The organism is Agromyces sp. Y575 (genome assembly GCF_059445445.1).
This window is the reverse complement of the sequence record NZ_JCAIUI010000002.1, coordinates 750,289-772,215: the sequence shown is the minus strand read 5'-3', so window position 1 is coordinate 772,215 and position 21,927 is coordinate 750,289. Positions and strand designations below refer to the sequence as shown.

Below are 21,927 nucleotides of genomic sequence, written 5' to 3'. Positions count from 1 at the left end.
CATCCTCGCGACCCTTCGCGTGCGCTGAGGGCTTCACGCCGCATCCTGTCGTCCGCTTGCGGCGGATGATCGTTGTCAGCACGATGGAACCGGGAACCCGGGGCCACAGCGCCGATCGTGAGGAACGCAGAATGCCTGATCTGTTCGACGTTGCGGTGGTTGGCGGCGGTCCGGCCGGGCTGAGCGCCGCACTCTCATTGACGCGGGCGCGCCGGCGCGTGATCGTGTTCGATGCGGGCGACCCGAGAAACGGCGTCGCCCAGCACATGCACGGCGTGCTCGGCCATGACGGGCTGCCGCCGACGCGGCTGCTCGAGCTGGGTCGCGGCGAGGTCGAGCAGTACGGGGGCGTTGTCGTCGATGGGCGAGTCGAGACCGCTCGCGCCGGCCGTGGCGGCATCGAGGTCGACGGCCCTTCAGAGGTCGTGACAGCACGGCGGCTGATCGTCGCCACCGGGCTCCGAGACGGGCTCCCTGACATTCCCGGCTTGCGCGAGCAGTGGGGTCGCGGTGTCGTCGTGTGCCCCTATTGCGACGGGTGGGAACGTCGCGACCACACGATCGGCGTCGTCGCAACCGGACCCAAGGGGATCGACCAGGCGCACCAGTTGCGCCAATGGTCGGACCGGATCGTCTACTTCCCGAACGACCTCGGAGAGCCCTCGGCAGAAGCGCGGCAGGCGCTCGAGCTGCGCGACATTCGGATCGAGCCCGGGTGGGTACAAGCTGTTCGCTCGAACGCCGGCCGGCTCGATGCCGTCGAGCTGCGCGACGGCAGGTCGGTGCCGGTCGACACGATCTTCACCGCAACCACGCTGCACCCGCGAGACCAGCTGCTGCGCAATTTGGGCGCGCGAAGTCGCGACGACGCCGACGGCTCCTGGGTCGTGGTCGACCCCGATGGCCGCACGAGTGTCGAGCATGTCTGGGCCGTGGGCAACGTGGTCGATCCACGCTCGAACGTCTCGGTGTCGCTCGGAGCGGGGTCGCTGATCGCCGGAGCCATCAACGCCGATCTCACTGCTGAGGACATCGCCGGCGGCTGAACGCGGCGAACCGGGCCGGCGAGCTCGTCACCGGGCGTTGACGAGCACCTGAGGTTCAGCAGGGCGCCCCGCTTCAGCGAGCCGGCCCTCTTCCGCGTGCTGTGCGTCGTAACGGTTGCGTGCCTCGGCGATCTCGCCCTGATTCAGTTCGGTCCAGTCCACCAGGAGCTTGATCGTGCCGTACAGCGTCGCGCCGAGTGGAGTCAGCTCGTAGTCGACACGAGGTGGCACCGTCGCCCACACGGTGCGTTTCACGATGCCGTCGCGCTCGAGGTGCCTGAGCGTCTGGGTGAGCATGCGCTGGCTCACCCCGTCGATCGCACGACGAAGCTCCATGAATCGCAGCGAACGTCGTTCGAGGAGCGCGATCGTCAGGAGCGACCATTTGTCGGCGACCCGATCGAGGATCTGCCGCACGTCGCAGTCTTCGCGGGTGTCCCACTGGTGCGCGTCATCGGGGTCGGTATCCCTGCAGTAACCGGATGAGTTAAAAGTGCCGTCTTCCACAGTTCCCAATAGTGACTCAAGATGGGCCTAGTTACAAGAAGTAACCATGAATCGTCTGGTGAAGGGAACCCCGAAGGATGTCTGTGAATGCACGCGCGGCGACACCGACCGACCCGCCGACGGGTCTCGGGGCCAAGGGCTGGGGTGCACTCCTCGTGCTCTGCGGCGCGATCTTCCTCGAGGGTGCTGACATCGGCATGCTGACTGTCGCGCTCCCGGCGATCCGTGCCGACCTGGGCCTCTCCACAGGCGAACTGCAATGGGTGATGAGCGCGTACGTGCTGGGTTACGGCGGGTTCATGCTGCTCGGCGGTCGCGTCGCGGACCTGTTCGGTCGGCGCCGGGTCTTCCTCATCGCTCTGGCGTTCTTCATCGTCTTCTCCGGACTCGGGGGAATCGCCGCCGACGGTTGGCTCCTGATCCTCGCTCGATTCGTCACCGGCGTGACGGCGGCGTTCATGACGCCGGCCGGCCTCTCGATCATCACGACGTCGTTCGAGGAAGGGCCCCTGCGCAACCGGGCCCTGCTCATCTACTCGGGCACGGCAGCGGGCGGGTTCTCGCTCGGGCTGGTGATCGGCGGGCTGCTCAGCGCGATCGACTGGCGCTGGGTGTTCTTCGTCCCCGTCATCCTCGCCACGCTCATCCTGGTTGGTTCGATCGTGTTCATTCCGAAGGCAGAACGACCCGTGTCGCGCGGCCGGCTCGACGTCTTCGGCGCTCTCACCGTCACGAGCGCGATCATGCTCCTCGTGTTCACGATCGAACGCGCTCCGCACGTCGGCCCGCCGTGGACGCTCGGCGGTGTGGCGCTCGTCATCGCGCTGTTCAGCGCATTCGTCGCCATCGAGCGTTGTGCGAAGAGCCCGCTCGTGCGGCTCGGCATCCTCCGGTCCGGTGCCCTGCTCCGCGCGAACACCTCCGCGCTCCTGTTCTCGGGCGCATACTCGGGGTTCCAGTTCGTGCTCGTGCTCTTCCTGCAGGAGATGCTCGGATGGACGCCGATCCAGACGAGCCTGCTGCTCATCGTGATCGCGATCGACACCGTGCTCTCGCCGACCCTCACCCCGAAACTCGTCAACCGGTTCGGCAACGATCGGGTGATCGTCGTGGGGCTGCTCCTCGCAGTGGTCGCCTACGCGCTGATCCTGCCGCTCGGGCCGGAGTGGACCTACCTGGCCATGTTCCCCGCGGTGTTCGTGCTCGGCCTCGCGTTCTCCCTCGTGTACGGACCGCTCACGATCGCCGCGACCGACGGGATCGCCGAGGAGGAGCAGGGGCTCGCGAGCGGATTGCTCTACACGATGTTCCAGTTCGGGTCGGCGCTCGGCCTCTCGATCGTCGCGAGCCTCATCACGCTCACCGCCCTCGACAGCGACCCGGTGAGCAAACTCGAGGCCTACCGTCTGGCGTTCCTCGTGCCACTCGGTGCCGTGCTGATCGCCACGGTGATCATGGCGTTCGGGTTGCGTCGGCGTGCGGCATCCGTCACGGCCACCGACGACGCGGGGGAGACGCCCGAGTCTGCCGAGGACGCCGCAGGTGTGAGCGTCCGGTGACGACGTCGCCGAGAAGGCGACTGAGCGGGCCGTCGACCGTGCGAATGCCCGCACGCGTCGACGGTCGCCGCGCTCGTGTCAGGCGCCCTCTTTCAGCTCGACGCTGATCTGCTCGGCGTCGAGATCTTCGAGTGCGGCGCTGAGCACGGCGGCACTGAACGTGCCATCGTCGCGTGCATCGAGCAGCGCTGTGCGCTCCGCCTCGATCATGCGCAATCGCATCACGCGCACGAGCTCGGGGTCGATACGGCGGTTGGATGCCCCGGGCGAGGCGTTCGCCGGTTCACTCGGCTCGCTCGTGGCATCCGCATCGCTCGTGGCATCCACGTCGATCGCGGCATCCGCCTCGCCCGTGGCATCCGTTTCGCTCGCGCCCTCGTCGTGCGACACCTGCCAGGCTGCGCGCATCCGCTCCGCGAGTGAGCGCAGCGCCGGGTCGTCCGCGTCGGCGATCTCGGCCATCGCGGCAGACCGCATCATCTGCTGCAGTTCGCGCCGCTCAGCGACGCTCTCGTCGGGATCTCGTGCCGGTATGAGCCGGCGCACGAGCCACGGCAGGGTACCGCCCTGCACGAGTAGCGAGCCGACGGCGACGAGGAACGCGATGAACACGAGCAGCGAGCGGCTCGGGGTCTCGGCTGGCAGCGTCTGCGCGGCGGCGAGCGTCACGACGCCGCGCATTCCGGCCCAGACCACGATCGTGCCCTCGCGCCAGCCGAGCGGCTGGGCGAGGAAGTAGTCGATGTCGGCGACGCGGCGCCGCCAGATCGTTCGGAAGCGCTCGACGGTCGCGGCCGAGGGCACGGGGCCGCGTCGTCGTTCCTCCGGTGAGGCCCGATGCTCCAGTTGCTTCGTCCCGATGGAGGCGCGGCCCCGCTCGCGGCTCCGATCTCCGCGGGCAGGGGCACCGCCGAAGGTCGCCGTTCCGCCGGCCGCTCGATCGGCGAGGACGTCCTTGATCGAGGCGCCCCTGCGCGCTCGGCGTTCGAGGCCGGCGAGCAGTGGCGCGACGTAGGCGACGCGGATCAGCACCGTGCACACCAGTGCGAGCGCCGCGAGACCGATCGCGGACCAGACGCCCGCGTGCGCCTCTTCGACGTCGGCGACGATCGCCGTGAGCTCGAGCCCCATCACGAGGAACACCGCGCCCTCGAGCACGAGCTCGATCGTGCGCCAGTTCTGGGCGTCAGACAGTCGATGCTGCGGACTGAGGTGGCGTGCCGCCCCGCGTCCGGTGATCAGCCCCGCGACCACGGCGGCGACGAGGCCCGATGCGCCGAGGTGCTCGGCCGGGATCGCCGCGAGGAACGGCATCGTGAACGAGATCACCGTGTTGACCGTCGGGTTCGGGATGCGCGCTCGCACCCGCAGATTGACCCAGCCGACGGCGACGCCGATGACCGCGGCGACGAGGATCGAGTACACGAACGACCCTGCGACGCTCCAGAGCGAGACGGATGCCGCAGCGCCCGCGATCGCGGCCCGCAGCAGCACGAGCGCGCTCGCGTCGTTGAGCAGGCTCTCCCCCTCGAGCATCGCCACGGCCCGTGGCGAGACTCCCAGTCGCTTCACGATCGACGTCGCGACCGTATCGGTGGGGCTGACGATCGCCCCGAGCGCGATGCCCCAGGCGATGCCGAGGCCGGGGATCAGCCACGCGAACAGCAGCCCAAGCAACACGGCCGTGACGACCACGAGCACGACCGAGAGTCCGCTGATCGCACCGAAGTCGCGCCGGAACTCCATCGCCGGCATCGAGACCGCCGCAGAGTAGAGGAGCGGGGGCAGCACACCCGCGATGATCCATTCGGGGTCGATCTCGATCGACGGCGCGCCCGGCAGCAGCCCCACGCCGAGCCCGACGAGCACGAGCAGCAGCGGCGCGGCCACGCCGAGCTTCGGTGCGATGGCCGTTGCCGCAGCGATGGCGAGCAGCGCGAGTACCCCCACGAGGAGCAGATCCATAGAAGCATTCTCTCGTCATCGGCGGCGGCCATCGCGCACGGTGCGTCAGGCGAGCGGATGCCGTCGGCTCACTCGTCGCCGCGCACGTACAGGGCGGCCGCCGTGACGTCGACGATCGAGGTGAACGCCCAGTTGAGGAAGTGACATCCGAGAGTGCCACGGATGCTACTCCGCCAACTCCGCCAAACTCCGCTCGACGGAAGCTGAATCGAATCGGCACAATACTGCCGATCTGCCCATGACCGCAGCACACGAGGATGCCTGCAAGAGATATCGGCAGAATGCTGCCGAACATGGGCGACGGGCCGAGATCCGTCGCGCGGCGGATTCGCGGGGCCGCGACATCCGTCAGTCTTGACGGGTGGACCTCGACCTTCTGAGCGGAGCCGCCCTCACCGGCCCCGCCCTCCTCGGCGCACTCGCGCTGCTGGCACTCGTCGATTCGACGAGCTTCGGCACCCTGCTCATCCCGACCTGGCTGCTGCTCGCGCCAGGCAAGCTGCGGCCGGGCCGCATCCTCCTGTACCTCGCGACGGTCGCCGGCTTCTACCTCGTGGTCGGTGTGGTGCTGCTCACCATCGCCGCGACGGTACTGCCGCAGCTCATGGAGCTCTCGGCGACCCCCGCGTTCCTCTGGGTGCAGCTCGTGCTCGGCGCCGCCATGCTCGTCGGCTCCTTCTTCATCGGCGGAAAACGCAAGCGGTCCGGCCCCGGCCGATTCGCACGGTGGCGTGAGCGCGCGGTCACGGATGTCGGCGATGAGGCCGGAAGCATGCTGCCGCTCATGGGGCTCGCCGTCGCGGCGGCCGCCGTCGAGGTCGCGTCGATGCTTCCGTATCTCGTCGGCATCGGTCTGTTGACGACATCGGAGTACGACGCCGGTGCTCGGCTGCTGCTGCTCGCCGGCTACTGCATCGTGATGGTGCTGCCGGCCATCGTGCTGCTCGTGCTGCGGCTCGTCGCCGCTCGGGCGATGGAGCGGCCCCTCGCGCGGTTCGGCGCGTGGATGGAGAAGAACGCCGCCGAGGCGACGGGCTGGATCGTCGGCATCATCGGGTTCCTCCTGTTCCGGGCGGCGGCGGTGGAGCTCGGGCTGTTCAACTCGATCTTCTAGCGCCGTGTCCGTCTCGCGCCGTGTCAGCGGGTCGTGGTCGACTCGGGGTATGGGTTTCGACGCGCGGTTCCTGGGTGTGGAAGCGGCTCTGCCGCGAGTCGGCGAAGCAGATGCCTCGGCGCCCGTCGATCCCGTCGCGGTCGTCGAGCTCGACTACCTGCACTTCACGGTCGTGCTCGACACCGCACGGCGTCTCGCCATGGTCACCGGCGTCAATGTCGACGGAGCTTCGCTCCTCGACCTCCCACGCGCTGACGACTGGCAGCTCGACGAGCGCATTCCCGCCGACTGGCAGGCCGGGCCCGAGATCTACGCCCGCAACGACTTCGATCGCGGGCACCTCGTGCGTCGGCGCGACCCGGTGTGGGGCTCACCAGAGGTCGCGGCACGCGCGAATGCCGAGACATTCCGCTACCCGAATGCGGCGCCGCAGGCTTCGGGTTTCAACCAGTCGAAAGAGCTCTGGCTCGGCCTCGAAGACCACGTGCTCGAGCACGCCGAGGCTCACGGCCTGAAGCTCAGCGTCTTCACCGCGCCGGTGCTCGCCGCGGGCGATCCGCCGTATCGCGGCATCCGAGTGCCCCTGCGGTTCTGGAAGGTCGTCGCGTGGAACTCGGGCGGCGAACTCGCGACGACGGCATTCGTCGTCGACCAGGGGCCGCTCGTCGGCGCGACTGAGGTCGCGGCGCTCGCACCGGGCGAGGCCCCACCGCTCGGCCCGTTCCGCACCTTCCAGGTGCCGGTGTCGGATGTCGCTGGGCTGACCGGTCTCGTCATGCCCGAGCTCATCGCCGCCGACGTGCTGCCGCGCACGATCGCTGCCGCAGGGTGGAGGCGGCTCGAGGCATCCGACGACATCTGGCTCTGACGGGAATCGTTCGTCGAGTAGTGAGCGGAGCGAGCGTATCGAGACCTTGCGCGGGAGGTCTCGATACGCGTCCTCCTTCGTCGGGCGCTACTCGACCAGCGGAGGGGGCGCGGGCGCTACTCGACCAGCGGCGCGGGTGCGCCCGCGTGTTTCGCCTTGCGTGCGGCCTTCGTCGCGGCATCCGTCTCGGCCATGGACTCCTTCGCCTCGTCGAGGTCGCCGAGCAGCGGGCGGATCCAGAAGGAATTCGGATTCGCGTCGACGAGCACCATGCGAACCAGCAACGTGAGCGGGATCGCGAGGATCGCTCCGATCGGCCCGATGATCACCGCCCAGAAGAGCACCGAGAAGAACGTGATCGTCTGGCTGAGCGCGACTGCATTGCCGACCACCTTCGGCTGGATGATCGACTGGATCACGGCGTTGACGAGGCCGTAGACGACGATCACGGCGATGACCATGGGCCAGCCGCCGACCAGTGCGCCGAAGATGATCGGCGGAATGATGGCGATGAAGTAGCCGATGTTCGGAATGAAGCTGCAGAGGAACGCGAGCAGGCCCCAGATGAACGCACCGGGCACCCCGATGATGATGAGGGCGAGCCAATTGACGAAGCCCTGGGCGAGGCCGAGCACGGTGGTGACGACCATATAGCGGCGCACGTTCGACCCATAGCTCGTGAGCGCGGTCACGAGCAGCGGGCGGTGTGGCTGCAGTTGTCGCAAGAGGGTCGGCAGGTAGCCGGCATCCGACGCCATGAGGATCAGCATCGTGAAGATGACGACGAGGCCCGACACCCAACCGGCGACACCGCCGACGACGCCGCCGAAGAAGGCGATGAGCGCCGACGGGTCGAAGCTGGCGAACAGGGCATCGACCCCCTCGGTGCCGATGCCGAGCGAGCCGAGCCACGCGGCGAGATCGGCTCCCCACGCCTTGATCTCGTCGGCGAACTGAGGCAGCAAGGTTGCGAACTGTCCGAAGGCGACGAGAATCGCGTATCCGAAGGCCACGAGCAGCACGGTGACGGCGGCGATGACCGAGCCCGTCGCGAGTCCGCGAGGCACCCCACGCTTCTCGAGCGTGACCCGCAGCGGGTGCACGCAGATCGTCAACACGAGTGCGAGGAACACAGGCGCGACGATGCCGGCGATGCCGGCGAGGCCGAACGCGGCGAGGGCGGCCCCGCCGAGACCCATCAGGATGAACTCGTTGCGGTGCTCACCGCCGCGCGCTTGCAGCGCGGCGACGGTCTCGTCCGGGCCGTTGCTCGACGCCGCCTCGGGCCCAGATCGTCTCTTGTTCCACCGCATGGGGACTCCGATCCGCGAGCCGCACGGCCGCGCCTGCCCCCACGATAGCGAGCGGGGCTCACGTTCGGGCGGATCTCTTCGAGAATCCGTCGCGCGCGTCTCAGCGGGGCGGCGTGGTCGCGACCGGCGAGAGCGAGGCGCTCCCGGGGTCGGCGAGGGTGAGCAGGGCCCGGCCGACATGCGGATGCCGCTCCAGCTCGTCTTCGATGCGGCGCAGTTCGACCGCGACATCCTCTTCGGCTCGATCGCCCGCCAGGTCGACGGCGGCGATGAGGAACACCATGCCCGGGCCGGTGTACTCGATGTGCAGGAACGTGACCCGATCGATCTCGGGCCGCGCGAGCAGCTCGGCCAGCACGGTGTCGCGGGTCTGGTCGTCGACCGCCTCGCCGAGCAGGAACGCGCGGTTGCGGGCGATGAGCACCACGGCGACGACACCGAGCAGCACACCGATGCAGATCGACCCGAGCGCGTCGTACACCGGCGAGCCGGTGACCTGGTTCAGCATGACGCCGAGGAACGCCAGCACGAGGCCGATGAGCGCCGAGGAGTCTTCGGCGAAGACCGCCCTGAGCGTCGGATTTGAGCTTCGCACGACGTGTTCGAGGGTGTTCAGGCTCCGGGTGCGCGCTGCGGTGCGCGCCTGCCGGAACGCGCGCAGGAAGGAGATGCCCTCGAGTACGAATGAGATGGCGAGCACCACGTACGCGATGCCGAAGTCCTTCGCCGGTTCCGGATCGAAGAGTTCGGTGATGCCGTGCTGGATCGAGACCACGGATCCCGCGGTGAACAGTCCGAATGCCGCGAACATCGACCAGATGTACGCGTCCTTGCCGTAGCCGAGCGGATGCCGCGCATCGGCGGGCTTTCCCGAGCGGCGCTCGGCGATGACGAGCAGCACCTCGTTGCCGGTGTCGGCCCAGGAGTGCGCTGCCTCGGCGACCATCGACGCAGAGCCCGTGATCACCGCGGCGAACGACTTCGCGGTCGCGATGAGCGCGTTCACGACGAGGGCGATGAGCACGGTGAAGAGGCTCTCGCCCGCTGCGTCGGTTTTCTTCCTTCTGCTCACGCGTTCCCCCTCCCCAGTTCGAGTCTGGCATTCGACGCGGCCGAGTGCGACAGTTGGAACATGGGTGAGGCCGCCGAGTCAGCCGTCGCTGAGGCATCCGCTGGGCGCCTCGACACCGATGTGCTCGTCGTCGGGGCCGGGCCGAGCGGGCTCATGCTCGCGGTGTGCCTCGCGAAGCTCGGCGTCGATACGGTCGTCGTCGATGGCAAGGTCGGCCCGACCCGCGAGTCCCGTGCGCTCGGAGTGCAGGCGCGATCGATGGAGCTGTACGACCAACTCGGCCTCGTCGACCGCGTGCTCGCAGAACGCTGTTCGGCGACCTTCGTCGTGCCGGGCGCCGGCAGGGGGCACCGGCCGTTCGGGCGGTTGCCGTTGCGAGCCTTCGGCGCCGGCGTCACGCCGTACCGCGAGATCACGGTGTTCGAGCAGAGCCGCAACGAACGGCTGCTCGTCGATGCGCTCGCCGATCTCGGGCGCGAGGTGCGCTGGGGCCACCGACTCGAACGGCTCGAGGTCTCCGGGGCGGGTCTCGATACGCTCGCTGCGCTCGCTACTCGACCAGCAGTACCCGAGCAACGCATCTCAGCGGCGGGTCTCGATACGCTCGCTNGGGCCACCGACTCGAACGGCTCGAGGTCTCCGGGGCGGGTCTCGATACGCTCGCTGCGCTCGCTACTCGACCAGCAGTACCCGAGCAACGCATCTCAGCGGCGGGTCTCGATACGCTCGCTGCGCTCGCTACTCGACCAGCAGTACCCGAGCAACGCATCTCAGCGGCGGGTCTCGATACGCTCGCAGCGGGGGTCACCGCGACGCTCGCCGGGCCGACGGGCGCGGTGACCGTGCGCGCCCGCTACTGCGTGGGCGCCGACGGGGCGCACTCGGTGGTGCGCGACACGCTCGGCATCCCCTTCGAGGGGGTGACGAACGAGCACACCTTCTACGTCGCGGATGCCTCAGGCGTCACCGGTCTCGTCGACGGGGGGATCAACGTGCGCATCACGGCCGAGCACTTCCTGCTCGGCTTCCCGATGGGGCCGGGCCGCGCCCGCCTGCTCGGGGTCGTGCGTGATCGCGATCGAGACGAGCACGGCGAACTGTCGGAGTCGCTCGTGCGGGCGCTGGTCGATCGGGAGTTCGGCGTGCGGTACGAGGCATCCGCATGGTTCACGACCTACCGGTTGCACCACCGACTCGCCGCGCGCTTCCGGGAGGGGCCGTGCTTCATCGTGGGCGATGCCGCGCACATCCACTCGCCGATCGGCGCACAGGGAATGAACACCGGGCTGCAGGAGGCGCACAATCTCGCGTGCGCGCTCGCCGACGTGGTGGTGGGCGGCATGCCCGACGCGCGGCTCGACCGGTACGAGGCCGAGCGGCGGCCCGTCGGCAAGGTGCTCGTCGCGACGACCGACCGGGCGTTCGGCGTGGTCACGTCGTCGACGCCGCTCGCGCAGTTCGTGCGCGGGCGCATCGTGCCGCTCATCGGACCGCTGGTCGTCCGGCTGCTGCCGCGCCTCATCGGTGGACGCCGGGTGTTCGGCTACGTCTCGCAGACCCGCATCCGCTACGCGGTGCCGGATGCCGCTGGCACGCGACGCGACGGCGTTGTCGGTGTGCGCTTGCCGTGGACCGGCGACAACTTCGCCGCGCTGCGCTCGATGCAATGGCAGGTGCATGGCTACGGCGTTCCCGAGCGTGCGGTGCGCCGCATCGCCGCCGAGCTCGGGGTCGAGGCGCACGTCTTCGCGCGCCACACGAGCGGGCCGCGTGACCGGCGGCTCCGCCGCGACCGCGTCTACCTCGTGCGCCGCGACGGGTTCGTCGTCGCAGAGGTACTCTCGCCGGGTACGGGCAGTGCGCTCGACGCCGCTCGGGCGCGCCTCGCCGGCGCGTGAGGGGCGCCGGTCAACGCGTATCTCGGAGGGTGACTGAGGAGACCTCGCCGACGCGACGTCCGATTCACGCCGGATCCGGCGCCGCCGACGCGCGATGCTCGAGTCAGACGATGACGAGAGCAGGACATGACCACCTTCACCGAGACCGACCCGCGCACCGCCGACGCCAGCCCAAGGGCCGGCCGACCAGGCGCCGACGCACCCGCCGGTGCCCACGCTGCGATCGACCCCGCGATCCTGTACTTCGGCACCCCGGTCGCGCTCCTCACCACGGTCGACGAGACCGGCCACGCGAACCTCGCGCCGATCTCATCCGTGTGGTGGCTCGGCCACACGGCGGTGCTCGGCATCGCGGCCCGATCGCAGACCGGGCGCAACCTCGTCGCAACACGGGAGGTCGTGATCAACCTGCCTTCCGTCGCCGAGGTCGACGTCGTCGACAGGCTCGCGCTCACGACCGGACGTGACCCGGTTTCTGAGCGCAAGGCGAGCGTCGGCTACCGGCATGTGCGCGACAAGTTCACCGAGGCCGGTGCGCACCAGATCGCCGCCGAGGTCGTCGCCCCGCCTCGTGTGCTCGAATGCCCGGTGCACCTCGAGGGGAGGGTCACCGCGGTGCATCCGCTGCTCGGCAGTTCCGACCTCGCGTCTGCCGCCCTGCTGGCCGTGGAAGTCGACATCGTGCGCGTGCACGTGCACGAGGGTGTTCGCGCACCGGGCCATGCCAACCGCATCGACCCCGAGCGCTGGCGACCGCTCATGATGAGCTTCCAGCGGTTCTTCGGATTCGGCGACGAGGTGCGGCCTTCGCGCCTCGCGACGATCGACGAGGAGTGGTACCGAGGCTGAAGTCAGCGCTTGGGGCCGGGCTCAGGCTCAGGGGCGGCGCTGTCAGCCTTTGCGTCGCCTGAGGCCGCCGATTCGGCCGCTGCCGCCTCGGCCTCCATCACTCGCAGCAACGCGCCGATGCCCCGGGTGAGTGCGCGGAGGTCTTCGACATCGAGTCGTTCGAGCGGCGGACGGCTGAGCTGGGGGCGGGCGGCGAGCAGCTCCTGCATGAGCTCGCGCCCCTTCGCGGTGGCGAGCACTCGACGTATCCGATGGTCACTGGGGTCGTCGACGCGAGTGGCCATGTCGTGACCGGTCAACCGGTCGACGATGCCCGACATGGTCGCAAGCGAGACGCCGAGGGCCTTCGAGAGGCCCTGCACGGTGCTGCCGTCGGGGTTCGTCATGATGATGCCGAGCACCTTGAGCTGCTGCATCGTGAGGCGGATGGAGAGCAACGGCTCGACGATATCGGGCACCACGGTGGTCTCCATGGCCGCCTGCATGCGGAGGAGTTCGTCAAGCAGCGCGCCGCGGTCGGCGGCATCGACATCGAAGCTCTCCACCCGACCACCGTACCGGCACGTTCCCAGCCGCGGCACAGGAACGGAAACGTAGCCTGACACGAAGCTTCGTGTCGCACGAAGCAGATGCGTTCCCGACTCCAGCTCACTCGACCCCCAGGACGGCCATGTTCAGACTCGCGCGTTTCAGCCTCGCCAATCGAGCGCTCGTCGCCCTCGTGACACTCGTGATCGCCGGTTTCGGCGTCTTCTCGATGACGCAGCTGAAGCAAGAGCTCATCCCGTCGACCGAGCTGCCGCAGACCGCGATCGTCACCGTACTGCCCGGCGCGAGCCCCGAGGTCATGGACGAACAGGTCAGTGTGCCGATCTCGAAGGCCCTGACGAACCTCGACGACGTTGAATCGGTCATCGCGACCTCCTCGAGCGGCATGTCCACGGTCTCGGTGGCCTATGCCTACGGCACCGACGCCAAGGAATTCACCGCATCGCTCACCGACGCGATCGACGGGCTCGGTGCAACGCTCCCTGAAGACGCGGCACCCGAGGTGCTCTCGGGCAGCACCTCATCCCTGCCCATCATGTTCCTGACCGCTGGGGCGACGGATGTCTCGCTGAGCGAGCTCTCCGCAACCCTCGACGACGTCGTGGTGCCGCGCCTCGAATCCGTCGACGGCGTGCGCGCCGCCACGGTCTCGGGTGCTGAGACCGAGCGTGTCGTGATCACCCCCGACCAGGCCGCGCTCGCAGAGCAGGGCATCTCGCCGATGGCGATCTCCGAGGCGCTCGAAGCCAACGGCATCACCCTGCCGCTCGGCAGCATCACCGAAGACGGTCAGCTGCTTCCCGTGCAGGGCGGCGAGCCGATCGACTCGCTCGACGTGTTGCGGGAGATCCCGCTCGCGAGCACGACAGCACCCGGCACCGTCGTCGAACTCGGCGACGTGGCATCCGTCGAGCTCGTGACCGAACCGCAGACCTCGATCACCCGCACCAACGGCGTCGAAGCCCTGTCGTTGTCGATCACGGCCACGCAGAATGCCGACGTGGTCGCCGTGTCGCACGGTGTCGATGACGCCCTCGCCGAGCTCGGCGACGAACTCGACGGCATCGAGCTGACCGTGCTGTTCAGCCAGGCGCCGTTCATCGAGGAGTCCATCCAGCACCTCGCGATCGAGGGCCTGCTCGGCCTCCTCTTCGCGATCGTCGTCATCCTGCTCTTCCTGCTGTCGGTGCGATCGACGCTCGTGACCGCGATCTCCATCCCGCTCTCGGTGCTCGTGACCTTCATCGGGCTGAACCTCGGCGGGTACTCGCTCAATATGCTCACCCTCGGTGCGCTCACGATCGCGATCGGGCGCGTCGTCGACGACTCGATCGTCGTGATCGAGAACATCAAGCGTCACCTCGCGTATGGCGAGCCGAAGGTGCAGGCGATCCTTGGCGCCGTGCGGGAGGTCGCCGGCGCGATCACGTCGTCGACCCTCACGACCGTCGCCGTATTCCTGCCGATCGCCCTCGTCGGCGGCATGGTCGGTGAGCTGTTCGCGCCGTTCGCCCTCACCGTCACGATCGCGATGCTCTCTTCGCTCCTCGTGGCCCTGACAATCGTGCCGGTGCTCTCGTACTGGTTCCTCCGCCAGCCGAAGAACCTCGTCGATGTCGAGGCGACCCGCCTCGCCGCCGAAGAGAAGGAGCGCAAGGGCTGGCTGCAGCGCGGTTACGCGCCGGTGCTGCGCGGCACTCAGAAGCACCCCGTGATCACGCTCGTCTCCTCGGTGCTGCTGCTCGTCATCACCTTCGCGATGGTGCCGCTCCTGAAGGTCGACTTCCTCGGCTCGACCGGTCAGAACATGATCATGGTCACGCAGGAGTTCCCGGCCGGGAGCGACCTCGAGACCGTGTCGGCGGGCGCCGAACAGGTCGAAGACGTGCTGCTCGACATCGACGGCGTCGACGACGTCATGCTCACGGCGGGCTCGGGCGGCGGCATGATGTCAATGCTCGGCGGTTCGGGCGGCACCGCCACGTACATTGTGAACACGTCGAAAGACGTCGACCAGACCGCGCTGCAAGACGAGGTGCGTGAGCGTCTGGCCGAGATCGAGGATGCCGGTGAGATCGCCCTCGCCGATTCGGCCGCGATGGGCGGCTTCGGCGGCAGCGTCGACGTGATCGTGCAGGCCGCCAACGAGAGCGACCTCGCCGAGGCATCCGATGCCGTATTCGCTGCCCTCGAAGACACGCCGAACGCGGCCGAGGTCGCGAGCGACCGTGCGCCCGCGCAGCCGATCGTGCAGGTGACGGTCGACCGCGCCACCGCGCTCGAGCAGGGTCTCACCGAGATGCAGGTGCTCGGCATCGTGGCGGGCACGCTCTCGCCGCAGGCGATCGGCTCGATCGGGCTCGACGACGAGGAGTACCGCATCTTCCTCGACGGCGCACCGGCGCCCGAGAGCATCGCCGAACTTGAACAGGTCATGCTGCCGAGTGCTGCGAACCCCGCCGGCTTCGTGCCGCTGTCGGAGGTCGCGACCGTCGAAGAGGTCACCGTGCCGACGTCGATCGCCCGTGATGCCGGCGAGCTCGTCGCGACCATCTCGATCACGCCCGAAGAGGGCGAGCTCGGCGCCGTGACGACTTCGGTGCAGGAGAGCCTCACCGAACTCGAGCTGCCGCAGGGCGTCACCGCCGAGATCGGCGGCCTCGCCTCGACCCAGACGGAGTCGTTCGAGCAGCTCGGCCTCGCGATGCTCGTCGCGATCGCGATCGTCTTCATGCTTCTCGTGGCGACGTTCCGTTCGCTGCGGCAGCCGCTGATCCTCCTCGTGTCGATCCCGTTCGCGGCGACGGGTGCCATCGCCCTGCTGCTCGCGACCGGCCGCCCCCTCGGCATCTCGGCACTCATCGGCATGCTCATGCTGATCGGCATCGTGGTGACGAACGCGATCGTGCTCATCGACCTCGTGAACCAGTACCGTGCGCAAGGTCAGAAGGTGGCCGACGCCGTGTTCAACGGTGCTCGCCAGCGACTGCGCCCGATCCTGATGACCGCGCTCGCGACGATCTTCGCCCTGCTGCCGATGGCGTTCGGCGTCACCGGGTCGAGCGGGTTCATCTCGCAGGACCTCGCGATCGTCGTCATCGGCGGCCTCATCTCCTCGACCCTGCTGACCCTCGTGCTCGTGCCCGTGCTGTACCTCCTCATCGAGGGCCGCCGCGAGCGACGCGAGGCGAAGCGTGATGCGAAGCACGAGACGAAGCACGAGACGAAGCACGAGACGAAGCACGAGACGAAGCACGAGGCGGAGCGACCGGATGCCGCCGTGCCCGAGGCGTCCGACCAACTCTGACGCTGTGCCCGGCGTGACCTGAGCCCGAATTCAGGCAAACGGCCCCGAATCAGGACGATTCTCGCGAGATCGTCCTGATTCGGGGCCTTTCTCCTGATTCGTGCCGTGCGCGTGCGACGGGGTGCGCACGCCAGTGCGCAGGGCTGCCCGTGCGACAGCGGTGGCCGCGCGGGTGCGCCCGACGTATCGTGGATGCGAGGTGGAACCGGTCGGTTTCCGCCCGCGCGTGCTTCGCGTCGACGACGTCGGGAGGGACCATGGCCACCATCGCGTGGATCGGTCTGGGCAACATGGGCGGCCCGATGGCGGGCAATCTCGTCTCGGCGGGGCACGTCGTGCGGGGCGTCGATCCGGTGCCGGCCGCGCGTACCGCCGCCTCCGAGCGCGGCGTGCGCGTGGTGGCGACCATCGCCGAGGCGGTCGAAGGTGCAGACGCAGTGTTCACGTCGCTGCCGCGCAGCGAGCACGTGCGCGAGGTCTTCGGCGGTGATGACGGGGTGTGGGCGACGGCGCCGACCACGGCCCTGCTGCTCGATACCTCGACGGTCGATGTGGCGACGTCGCGGTTCTGCCACGAGGCATCCGTCGGCCGTGGCTTCCGCTTCGTCGACTCACCGGTGTCGGGCGGAATCGCGGGCGCCGAGGCGGCCACGCTCACCTTCATGCTCGGCGGTGAGCCGGCGGATGTCGCGGAGGCCACCGGGCTCGTCGAACCACTCGCCGGGCACGTCTTCGACGTCGGTGGCCCGACGATGGGCATCGCCGCGAAGCTCGCGAACAATCTGATGCTCTTCGTTTCGCTGCTCGGTGTCGCCGAGGGTTCGCAACTCGCCGCGGAGCTCGGACTCGACCCGGCGAAGTTCTACGAAGTGGCATCCGTGTCGTCAGGGGAGTCGTGGTCGCTGCGCACCTGGTACCCGGTACCCGGCGTCGTGCCGACGAGTCCAGCGAACCGCGGCTTCGACGCGACGTTCACGACCGTGCTCGCCGAGAAGGACCTCTCGTTCGCCGTCGCGGCCGGCGGGGAGGCCGGGTTGCACCTGCCGGCGGCGCGTCTCGCACTCGAGCAGTTCGAGCGGCTCATCGGCGAGGGGCTCGGCGGCATGGATGCGAGCCTGATCGTGAAGTACGCCTCGGCCGACGGGCGGGTTGCGGGGTACGAGCCTGGGCGCTGACCTCGCCGGCATCCGTCTGGCTGTCCTGCCAGTGCTCCTGGTCTGCTCTCGCCTGCCGCTCCTGGTGGTTCGCTCTCGCCTGTCGCTCCTGGTTTGTAGGTCGTTCGCGTCTTTGTAGGACGCGTGCGCGTGAAAACGTCCTACAAAGACGCGGGTGTCCTACATGCCAACGCCGACGCGGATGCGGATGCCGACGCAGACGCGGATCGGGGCTCACCGATGAGCACCAGCGCTTGCGGACGCCCGTCAGCCGCGCTGCACGGCGGCGATCACCTCGGTGAGGCGGTCGCGAAGGATCCCGAGCTCGTCGAGGCTCATGCCGAGCCGGTCGACGACCTGCGGCGGAATCGCGAGCGCCTGCTCGCGCAGCTCGCGGCCCGCATCGGTCAGCGCGACGTCGAGCGCCCGTTCGTCGCGCTCGTTGCGCTCTCGTGTGAGGTAGCCCTGCGCTTCGAGTCGCTTGAGCAGCGGGGAGAGGGTGGCCGGCTCGAGTTGCAGCGCCTCGCCGAGGTCGCGCACCGTGCGCGGATTGCGCTGCCAGAGGGCGAGCATGACGAGGTACTGCGGGTGCGTGAGGCCGAGTGGTTCGAGGATCGGCCGGTAGACGCCGATCACGCCGCGCGCGGCGACTGCGAGGGCGAAACACACCTGGTTCTCGAGGGCGAGCAGATCGTCGGCGCCGTGCTGAGCTTGTCGAAGGGATGCCGCGGGGGCGTCGAGGATGTCCTCGTGGGGTGCGCTGCGGGCGTTCATGGGCCTCCAGTATGACGTGGGCGACGAATGATTAGTACACTAATCATTGTGACACGAAGAAAGAGGGAGACTCCAGCGGGGGCCCAACGCGGCTACGCGGGCTTCATCGACCGGCTGAACGCCAAGCTGCTGCCCTACATCGGCCCGCCGCCCCTCGGCCCGTACGACGAGGAGCCGGCTCCTGCCGTTCCACCCGCGTGCCCGCTCTGCGGCGCTCCGATGTCGCGCCACGTCATCGATCGATCGGGCGAGCGCACCCAGCTGCATTGCCCCTGATCCCCGGCGCCGTGCTTGACTGAGACGCATGGCGTCCCGACTCGTGCAGCCTCCGAAAGCCCGACCCGGTGACCGCATCGCCGTGGTCTCACCATCGTTCGCGGCGCCAGGCCCCTTTCCCGAGGTGCACGAGCAGGCGATGCGCCGACTCGTCGAGGTCACGGGACTCGTGCCGGTCGAGTACCCGACGACACGCCTACTCGACGCCAGTCCAGAGGCTCGAGCCGCCGACCTCAATGCGGCATTCGCAGACCCGTCGATCCGGGCGATCCTCCCGGTGATCGGTGGGGAGGACCAGATCGCGGTCATCCCCTACCTCGATGCCGAGCTCGCCCGGCTCGACCCGAAGCCCGTGCTCGGCACGAGCGACAACACGAACCTGCACAACTGGCTGTGGGGCAACGGGATTGCGAGCTTCTACGGCGGCTCATCGCAACTTCACCTCGGCGCTGGCCCCTTCGTCGATGATGTGCACGCACGATCGCTGCGCGCTGCCCTGCTCACGGGGGAGACCCTTGAGATCGAGAACCCGGGAGAGTCAGAGGACGTCGGGTTGGACTGGCGCGATCCGCGCGCCCTCAGCGAAAACGGCGAACGTGAACCGACCGAACCGTGGAGCTGGTTCGGACCGGAGCGCACCGTCACCGGCTCCTCGTGGGGTGGGTGCCTCGAGGTGATGGAGGAGTTCCTCGCCGCGGGACGGTTTCCCTCCGACGCGGCTGTGCTCGACGGAGGGATCCTGCTCCTCGAGACGTCAGAAGAGCTGCTTCCAGCACGCAACGTGGGGTGGATCGTACGCGCACTGGGGGAGCGCGGCATTCTCGATGCCGTGGATGCGGTGCTCCTCGCCCGCCCGCCCGTCTCGGACTTCGAGCGGCGGCCCGACCCGGCGGAGCGCGCCCGCCTGCGCGACGAACAGCGCGATGTCGTCACCGGGATCGTGCAGCGGTACAACCCCGAAGCCGTGATCTGCGTGGGAATTCCGTTCGGGCACACCCGACCGCAGTGGATCCTGCCGCACGGCGGCCTGATCACGGTCGACGCCCGCGCGCGCCGCGTCTTCGCCGACTACGCCTGAGCGCCATCGGCCGCGCGCGCGTCACGTAGCCGCTACAGTGACGCCGTGAGCGACTACGAGGTGTTGGAGATGGGCGGGCTCGACGACTGGCGGGAGCACTTCGGTGGCTTCCGCCCGGAGAGTTCGCGTGACGGTCGACGGGTCGTCGATCACGACCTGACGATGCAGTACATCGGCATGACGGCGAACGCGTTCGAGCCGAGTGAAGAGGCCGGCTACTGGCACGCGCACTCGCGCGTCGAGGAGGTCTACGTGTTCCTCGCGGGGCGCGGGCAGATGGGCCTGAACGACGAGATCGTCGATGTCGGCCCCGGCACGGTCGTGCGCGTGGGTCAGGGCGTCTGGCGCACGTGGCGCTGCGTCCCCGACAGCCCCGAGCAGCTGCGGTGGCTGTGCATTCGCGCGGGCGGCTCAGAGCTGCCGCACCTCCCCGACGACAGCCAGCGCGACAACGACCGCCCGTCGCCCTGGTAGTCGGTGGCTGAAGCCCGTCTCGTAGGGTGGCAGACGTGACGAGTACCGAGGTGCGGGACGCCTACACCCGCCGAGCGGATGAGTACATCTCCCTGATGGGCACGATCGCCCAGATGCACCTATTCGACCAGCAACTCATCTCGCGATGGGGCGCGAGCGTGTCCGGTCCGGTGATCGATGCCGGGTGCGGACCAGGTCATTGGGCCGACTTCCTGCGGCGGCTGAGCTGCGACGTCGAGGGCGTCGATCTCGTTCCCGCGTTCATCGCTCGAGCGAAGGAACGGTTCCCCGGCGTTCCGTTCCGCGTCGGCTCGCTTCACGACCTCGGCGTCTCCGACGCCCACGCCGGGGGAGTCCTCGCGTGGTTCTCGATGATCCACTCCGAGCCGGCGGATGTCCCGTCGATCCTGAGCGAGTTCGCGCGCTGCATCGCACCGGGCGGGAGCCTGCTGCTCGGCTTCTTCGACGGCGCGAGCGTCGAGCCGTTCCCGCATAAGGTCACGACCGCCTACTTCTGGCCGCCCGATGAGATGTCGGAACAGCTCAACTCTGCGGGCTTCACGGTCGAGGAGGTCCACACTCGCAGTGATGACGGGCGCCGACCGCACGCGGCGATCATGGCCCGTCGCTCTGCTTCCGCGACCTCACCGGTCAACGCCCGGTAGGCGGGCGGGCACGGGACACGAGTCGGGTGGGAGGCACCCTACCCCTGAGCCGCGAGCCGGCGGCTCACCCAGCGGTCGTACTGAGCCCACGGGTCGGCGACACCGAGGTTCAGCTCGGCGATGTGCGCGAGCAGTTCGTCGTGCACCGCGAACCACTCGGTGCCCGCGAATCTGTGCGCCGTGAACTGCGCATGCCGACGTTGCTCGACGACTCGGTCGCCGAGCTCGAACGCGAGCACTTCGTCGTGCGGCAGGCTCGCAACTCGCGTGCGCGGGTTGCCGGAGGTGCCGATCTTGATCTGCTGTCTGTACCGGATGTAGTAGACGACGTCGACACGTGGGTCGGCAACGGCGAGGTCGGGCACGTCGCCGACCCGCCACTCGCAGACCGCGCAGATGCGGCCCGACGGGTAGTCGACGCCGACCCACGACCCGCAGACGAGGCACGGGCCGGGCAGCAGGTCGGTCACGCCGACCCCTCGAGCGACCCAGTCGTAGGCTTCGAGCAGGTGGGAAGTGCAGAGGTCGAGCGGTGCGCCGGGCTCGGTCGGCGCCGGGCACGGAGCACCGTCGACGGTGATGCTGCACGCCCGCACCGCGGCATCCGCTCGGCTCATACCGGCAGGCTAGCGGCCGCCACCGACGTGACCGCCGGCGCGTCAGACGGCCGCGGTAGGCTCGATTCCGATCCGCCGCACGGCGGCGGACACCGACGTTCGAGAGGTTGACGGGAATGACCTTCTGGCACGGCAAGCGCGCGCGGCGGTTCAAGCCGTTCGATCGCAATGCCCTGCCCGAGGCGCCGACCCCGACATTCGACGAGATGCTCGCCGAGGGTGTGCTCGTCACCGAGTTCGCCGGGCGCATGGCGCTGAGGAACCGGCTGATCGTCGAGGCGCTCCGCGGTGAAGAGCCGTTCGATCCCGAACGGGCTGCGGCCGCCGCACGCGAAGTGCTCTACGAGCTCGTGCAACAGGCCGACGAGGTCGCCGAACGCACGGGCGAGACCCGCTCGGCCGCCGCGAGCCGCGAGGGCAGGTCGTCGCACGAACACGACTACCGGCGAGTGGATGCCGCGAACCTCCGTCGCCGCGAACAGGTCTACGCCGCCGTGGCGAAAGAGCTGTGGGTGCGTCGCAACGACCCCGAGTACCTCAGCGCCTTCGCCGAACGGGCCCGCGAAGAGGCGTGGGAGCAAGTGTCGGGCGCGATCGAGATACGCCTCGAACGCGAGTGGGGCGAATGGCCTCAGATCGAGGTCGACGAAACCTACGAAGCAGAGCGCGATGGTCGAGTGCACGACCTGCTGCTCGACCTCGACCGGGGGGTGCGGGCCGCCGGCCGCGAACGCGAGCGACGCGCGGAGGAGAACGATCCCTTCCGCGGGTTCGTCGGCTGATCGGCGGGAGTCGACCGGTGCCGAGCTCGGCGTTCGGTCCGGCCTTGAGTCGGCCCTGCC

General features: G+C 68.9%; 21 protein-coding genes. 14 read left to right on the top strand and 7 right to left on the bottom strand.

Annotated features, from left to right (window positions below):
- Positions 1-131: 131 nt before the first annotated feature.
- Complete coding sequence (locus tag AC1C2U_RS09665; RefSeq protein ID WP_495361536.1) at positions 132-1,046, top strand: NAD(P)/FAD-dependent oxidoreductase; 915 nt, start codon at positions 132-134, stop codon at positions 1,044-1,046.
- A 27-nt stretch (positions 1,047-1,073) separates the two neighbouring features.
- Here the strand turns inward: AC1C2U_RS09665 and AC1C2U_RS09660 are convergent, their stop codons facing one another.
- Entirely contained in the window at positions 1,074-1,553 is a 480-nt protein-coding gene (locus AC1C2U_RS09660; protein ID WP_495361973.1) for a winged helix-turn-helix transcriptional regulator, read from the bottom strand.
- 83 nt (positions 1,554-1,636) lie between these two features.
- Between AC1C2U_RS09660 and AC1C2U_RS09655 the strand changes: the two genes are divergently transcribed.
- Positions 1,637-3,112, top strand: coding sequence for an MFS transporter (locus AC1C2U_RS09655; protein WP_495361535.1), 1,476 nt, complete (start codon positions 1,637-1,639; stop codon positions 3,110-3,112).
- A gap of 78 nt (positions 3,113-3,190) precedes the next feature.
- Here the strand turns inward: AC1C2U_RS09655 and AC1C2U_RS09650 are convergent, their stop codons facing one another.
- Positions 3,191-5,077, bottom strand: coding sequence for a cation:proton antiporter (locus AC1C2U_RS09650; protein ID WP_495361534.1), 1,887 nt, complete (start codon positions 5,075-5,077; stop codon positions 3,191-3,193).
- 361 nt (positions 5,078-5,438) lie between these two features.
- Between AC1C2U_RS09650 and AC1C2U_RS09645 the strand changes: the two genes are divergently transcribed.
- Both AC1C2U_RS09645 and AC1C2U_RS09640 read left to right on the top strand, forming a co-directional pair.
- On the top strand, positions 5,439-6,191 hold the full coding sequence (locus AC1C2U_RS09645; RefSeq protein WP_495361533.1) for a GAP family protein: 753 nt from the start codon (positions 5,439-5,441) through the stop codon (positions 6,189-6,191).
- A 49-nt stretch (positions 6,192-6,240) separates the two neighbouring features.
- Positions 6,241-7,059 carry a DNA/RNA non-specific endonuclease gene (locus AC1C2U_RS09640; protein WP_495361532.1) on the top strand — a complete coding sequence of 273 codons (819 nt, stop codon included), beginning with the start codon at positions 6,241-6,243 and terminating at the stop codon, positions 7,057-7,059.
- A 116-nt stretch (positions 7,060-7,175) separates the two neighbouring features.
- Here the strand turns inward: AC1C2U_RS09640 and AC1C2U_RS09635 are convergent, their stop codons facing one another.
- Both AC1C2U_RS09635 and AC1C2U_RS09630 read right to left on the bottom strand, forming a co-directional pair.
- The gene (locus AC1C2U_RS09635; RefSeq protein WP_495361531.1) at positions 7,176-8,372 is read right to left on the bottom strand and encodes an AI-2E family transporter; all 1,197 of its coding nucleotides are present in this window, start codon (positions 8,370-8,372) and stop codon (positions 7,176-7,178) included.
- Positions 8,373-8,472: 100 nt separating this feature from the next.
- Entirely contained in the window at positions 8,473-9,444 is a 972-nt protein-coding gene (locus AC1C2U_RS09630; protein ID WP_495361530.1) for a cation diffusion facilitator family transporter, read from the bottom strand.
- Between the two features lie 60 nt (positions 9,445-9,504).
- Between AC1C2U_RS09630 and AC1C2U_RS09625 the strand changes: the two genes are divergently transcribed.
- The 3 genes from AC1C2U_RS09625 to AC1C2U_RS09615 all read left to right on the top strand — a co-directional run bounded on the left by AC1C2U_RS09625 (position 9,505) and on the right by AC1C2U_RS09615 (position 12,191).
- Entirely contained in the window at positions 9,505-10,284 is a 780-nt protein-coding gene (locus AC1C2U_RS09625) for an FAD-dependent monooxygenase (RefSeq protein ID WP_495361529.1), read from the top strand.
- On the top strand, positions 10,281-11,342 hold the full coding sequence (locus AC1C2U_RS09620; protein WP_495361528.1) for an FAD-dependent monooxygenase: 1,062 nt from the start codon (positions 10,281-10,283) through the stop codon (positions 11,340-11,342). The genes AC1C2U_RS09625 and AC1C2U_RS09620 overlap by 4 nt, the downstream gene beginning before the upstream one ends.
- 126 nt (positions 11,343-11,468) lie before the next feature.
- Positions 11,469-12,191, top strand: coding sequence for a flavin reductase family protein (locus AC1C2U_RS09615; protein WP_495361527.1), 723 nt, complete (start codon positions 11,469-11,471; stop codon positions 12,189-12,191).
- A gap of 2 nt (positions 12,192-12,193) precedes the next feature.
- Here the strand turns inward: AC1C2U_RS09615 and AC1C2U_RS09610 are convergent, their stop codons facing one another.
- Positions 12,194-12,736: a MarR family winged helix-turn-helix transcriptional regulator gene (locus AC1C2U_RS09610; RefSeq protein ID WP_495361526.1), complete on the bottom strand. Its 543-nt coding sequence runs from the start codon at positions 12,734-12,736 to the stop codon at positions 12,194-12,196.
- A gap of 125 nt (positions 12,737-12,861) precedes the next feature.
- On the opposite strand from AC1C2U_RS09610, the gene AC1C2U_RS09605 reads away from it, so the two are divergent.
- The gene (locus tag AC1C2U_RS09605) at positions 12,862-16,047 is read left to right on the top strand and encodes an efflux RND transporter permease subunit (RefSeq protein ID WP_495361525.1); all 3,186 of its coding nucleotides are present in this window, start codon (positions 12,862-12,864) and stop codon (positions 16,045-16,047) included.
- 257 nt (positions 16,048-16,304) lie between these two features.
- Positions 16,305-17,222 carry an NAD(P)-dependent oxidoreductase gene (locus AC1C2U_RS09600; RefSeq protein ID WP_495361524.1) on the top strand — a complete coding sequence of 306 codons (918 nt, stop codon included), beginning with the start codon at positions 16,305-16,307 and terminating at the stop codon, positions 17,220-17,222.
- A 246-nt stretch (positions 17,223-17,468) separates the two neighbouring features.
- Here AC1C2U_RS09600 and AC1C2U_RS09595 read toward each other — a convergent pair whose 3' ends face one another.
- Positions 17,469-17,975 carry a MarR family winged helix-turn-helix transcriptional regulator gene (locus AC1C2U_RS09595; RefSeq protein ID WP_495361523.1) on the bottom strand — a complete coding sequence of 169 codons (507 nt, stop codon included), beginning with the start codon at positions 17,973-17,975 and terminating at the stop codon, positions 17,469-17,471.
- Between the two features lie 48 nt (positions 17,976-18,023).
- Here AC1C2U_RS09595 and AC1C2U_RS09590 point away from each other — a divergent pair, with 48 nt between their 5' ends.
- Genes AC1C2U_RS09590 through AC1C2U_RS09575 form a run of 4 tightly spaced genes read left to right on the top strand, consistent with a single transcriptional unit; the run spans position 18,024 to position 20,468 of the window.
- A complete protein-coding gene (locus AC1C2U_RS09590; protein WP_495361522.1) occupies positions 18,024-18,251 on the top strand; it encodes a hypothetical protein in 228 nt (75 codons plus the stop codon).
- 28 nt (positions 18,252-18,279) lie between these two features.
- The gene (locus AC1C2U_RS09585) at positions 18,280-19,329 is read left to right on the top strand and encodes a S66 family peptidase (RefSeq protein WP_495361521.1); all 1,050 of its coding nucleotides are present in this window, start codon (positions 18,280-18,282) and stop codon (positions 19,327-19,329) included.
- Positions 19,330-19,374: 45 nt separating this feature from the next.
- Positions 19,375-19,803, top strand: coding sequence for a cupin domain-containing protein (locus tag AC1C2U_RS09580; RefSeq protein ID WP_495361520.1), 429 nt, complete (start codon positions 19,375-19,377; stop codon positions 19,801-19,803).
- Positions 19,804-19,838: 35 nt separating this feature from the next.
- Entirely contained in the window at positions 19,839-20,468 is a 630-nt protein-coding gene (locus AC1C2U_RS09575) for a class I SAM-dependent DNA methyltransferase (RefSeq protein ID WP_495361519.1), read from the top strand.
- Between the two features lie 38 nt (positions 20,469-20,506).
- Here AC1C2U_RS09575 and AC1C2U_RS09570 read toward each other — a convergent pair whose 3' ends face one another.
- Positions 20,507-21,085 (bottom strand): GIY-YIG nuclease family protein, encoded by a 579-nt coding sequence (locus tag AC1C2U_RS09570; RefSeq protein ID WP_495361518.1) that lies wholly within the window; start codon positions 21,083-21,085, stop codon positions 20,507-20,509.
- 116 nt (positions 21,086-21,201) lie between these two features.
- Between AC1C2U_RS09570 and AC1C2U_RS09565 the strand changes: the two genes are divergently transcribed.
- Entirely contained in the window at positions 21,202-21,867 is a 666-nt protein-coding gene (locus AC1C2U_RS09565; RefSeq protein ID WP_495361517.1) for a hypothetical protein, read from the top strand.
- Positions 21,868-21,927: the final 60 nt, after the last annotated feature.

Coding starts and splice junctions, on each gene's coding strand:
- AC1C2U_RS09635 (WP_495361531.1), bottom strand. CDS start 8,372: ATGCGGTGGAACAAGAGACGATCTGGGCCCGAGGCGGCGTCGAGCAAC.
- AC1C2U_RS09665 (WP_495361536.1), top strand. CDS start 132: ATGCCTGATCTGTTCGACGTTGCGGTGGTTGGCGGCGGTCCGGCCGGG.
- AC1C2U_RS09600 (WP_495361524.1), top strand. CDS start 16,305: ATGGCCACCATCGCGTGGATCGGTCTGGGCAACATGGGCGGCCCGATG.
- AC1C2U_RS09570 (WP_495361518.1), bottom strand. CDS start 21,085: ATGAGCCGAGCGGATGCCGCGGTGCGGGCGTGCAGCATCACCGTCGAC.
- AC1C2U_RS09595 (WP_495361523.1), bottom strand. CDS start 17,975: ATGAACGCCCGCAGCGCACCCCACGAGGACATCCTCGACGCCCCCGCG.
- AC1C2U_RS09565 (WP_495361517.1), top strand. CDS start 21,202: ATGACCTTCTGGCACGGCAAGCGCGCGCGGCGGTTCAAGCCGTTCGAT.
- AC1C2U_RS09650 (WP_495361534.1), bottom strand. CDS start 5,077: ATGGATCTGCTCCTCGTGGGGGTACTCGCGCTGCTCGCCATCGCTGCG.
- AC1C2U_RS09615 (WP_495361527.1), top strand. CDS start 11,469: ATGACCACCTTCACCGAGACCGACCCGCGCACCGCCGACGCCAGCCCA.
- AC1C2U_RS09605 (WP_495361525.1), top strand. CDS start 12,862: ATGTTCAGACTCGCGCGTTTCAGCCTCGCCAATCGAGCGCTCGTCGCC.
- AC1C2U_RS09640 (WP_495361532.1), top strand. CDS start 6,241: ATGGGTTTCGACGCGCGGTTCCTGGGTGTGGAAGCGGCTCTGCCGCGA.
- AC1C2U_RS09585 (WP_495361521.1), top strand. CDS start 18,280: ATGGCGTCCCGACTCGTGCAGCCTCCGAAAGCCCGACCCGGTGACCGC.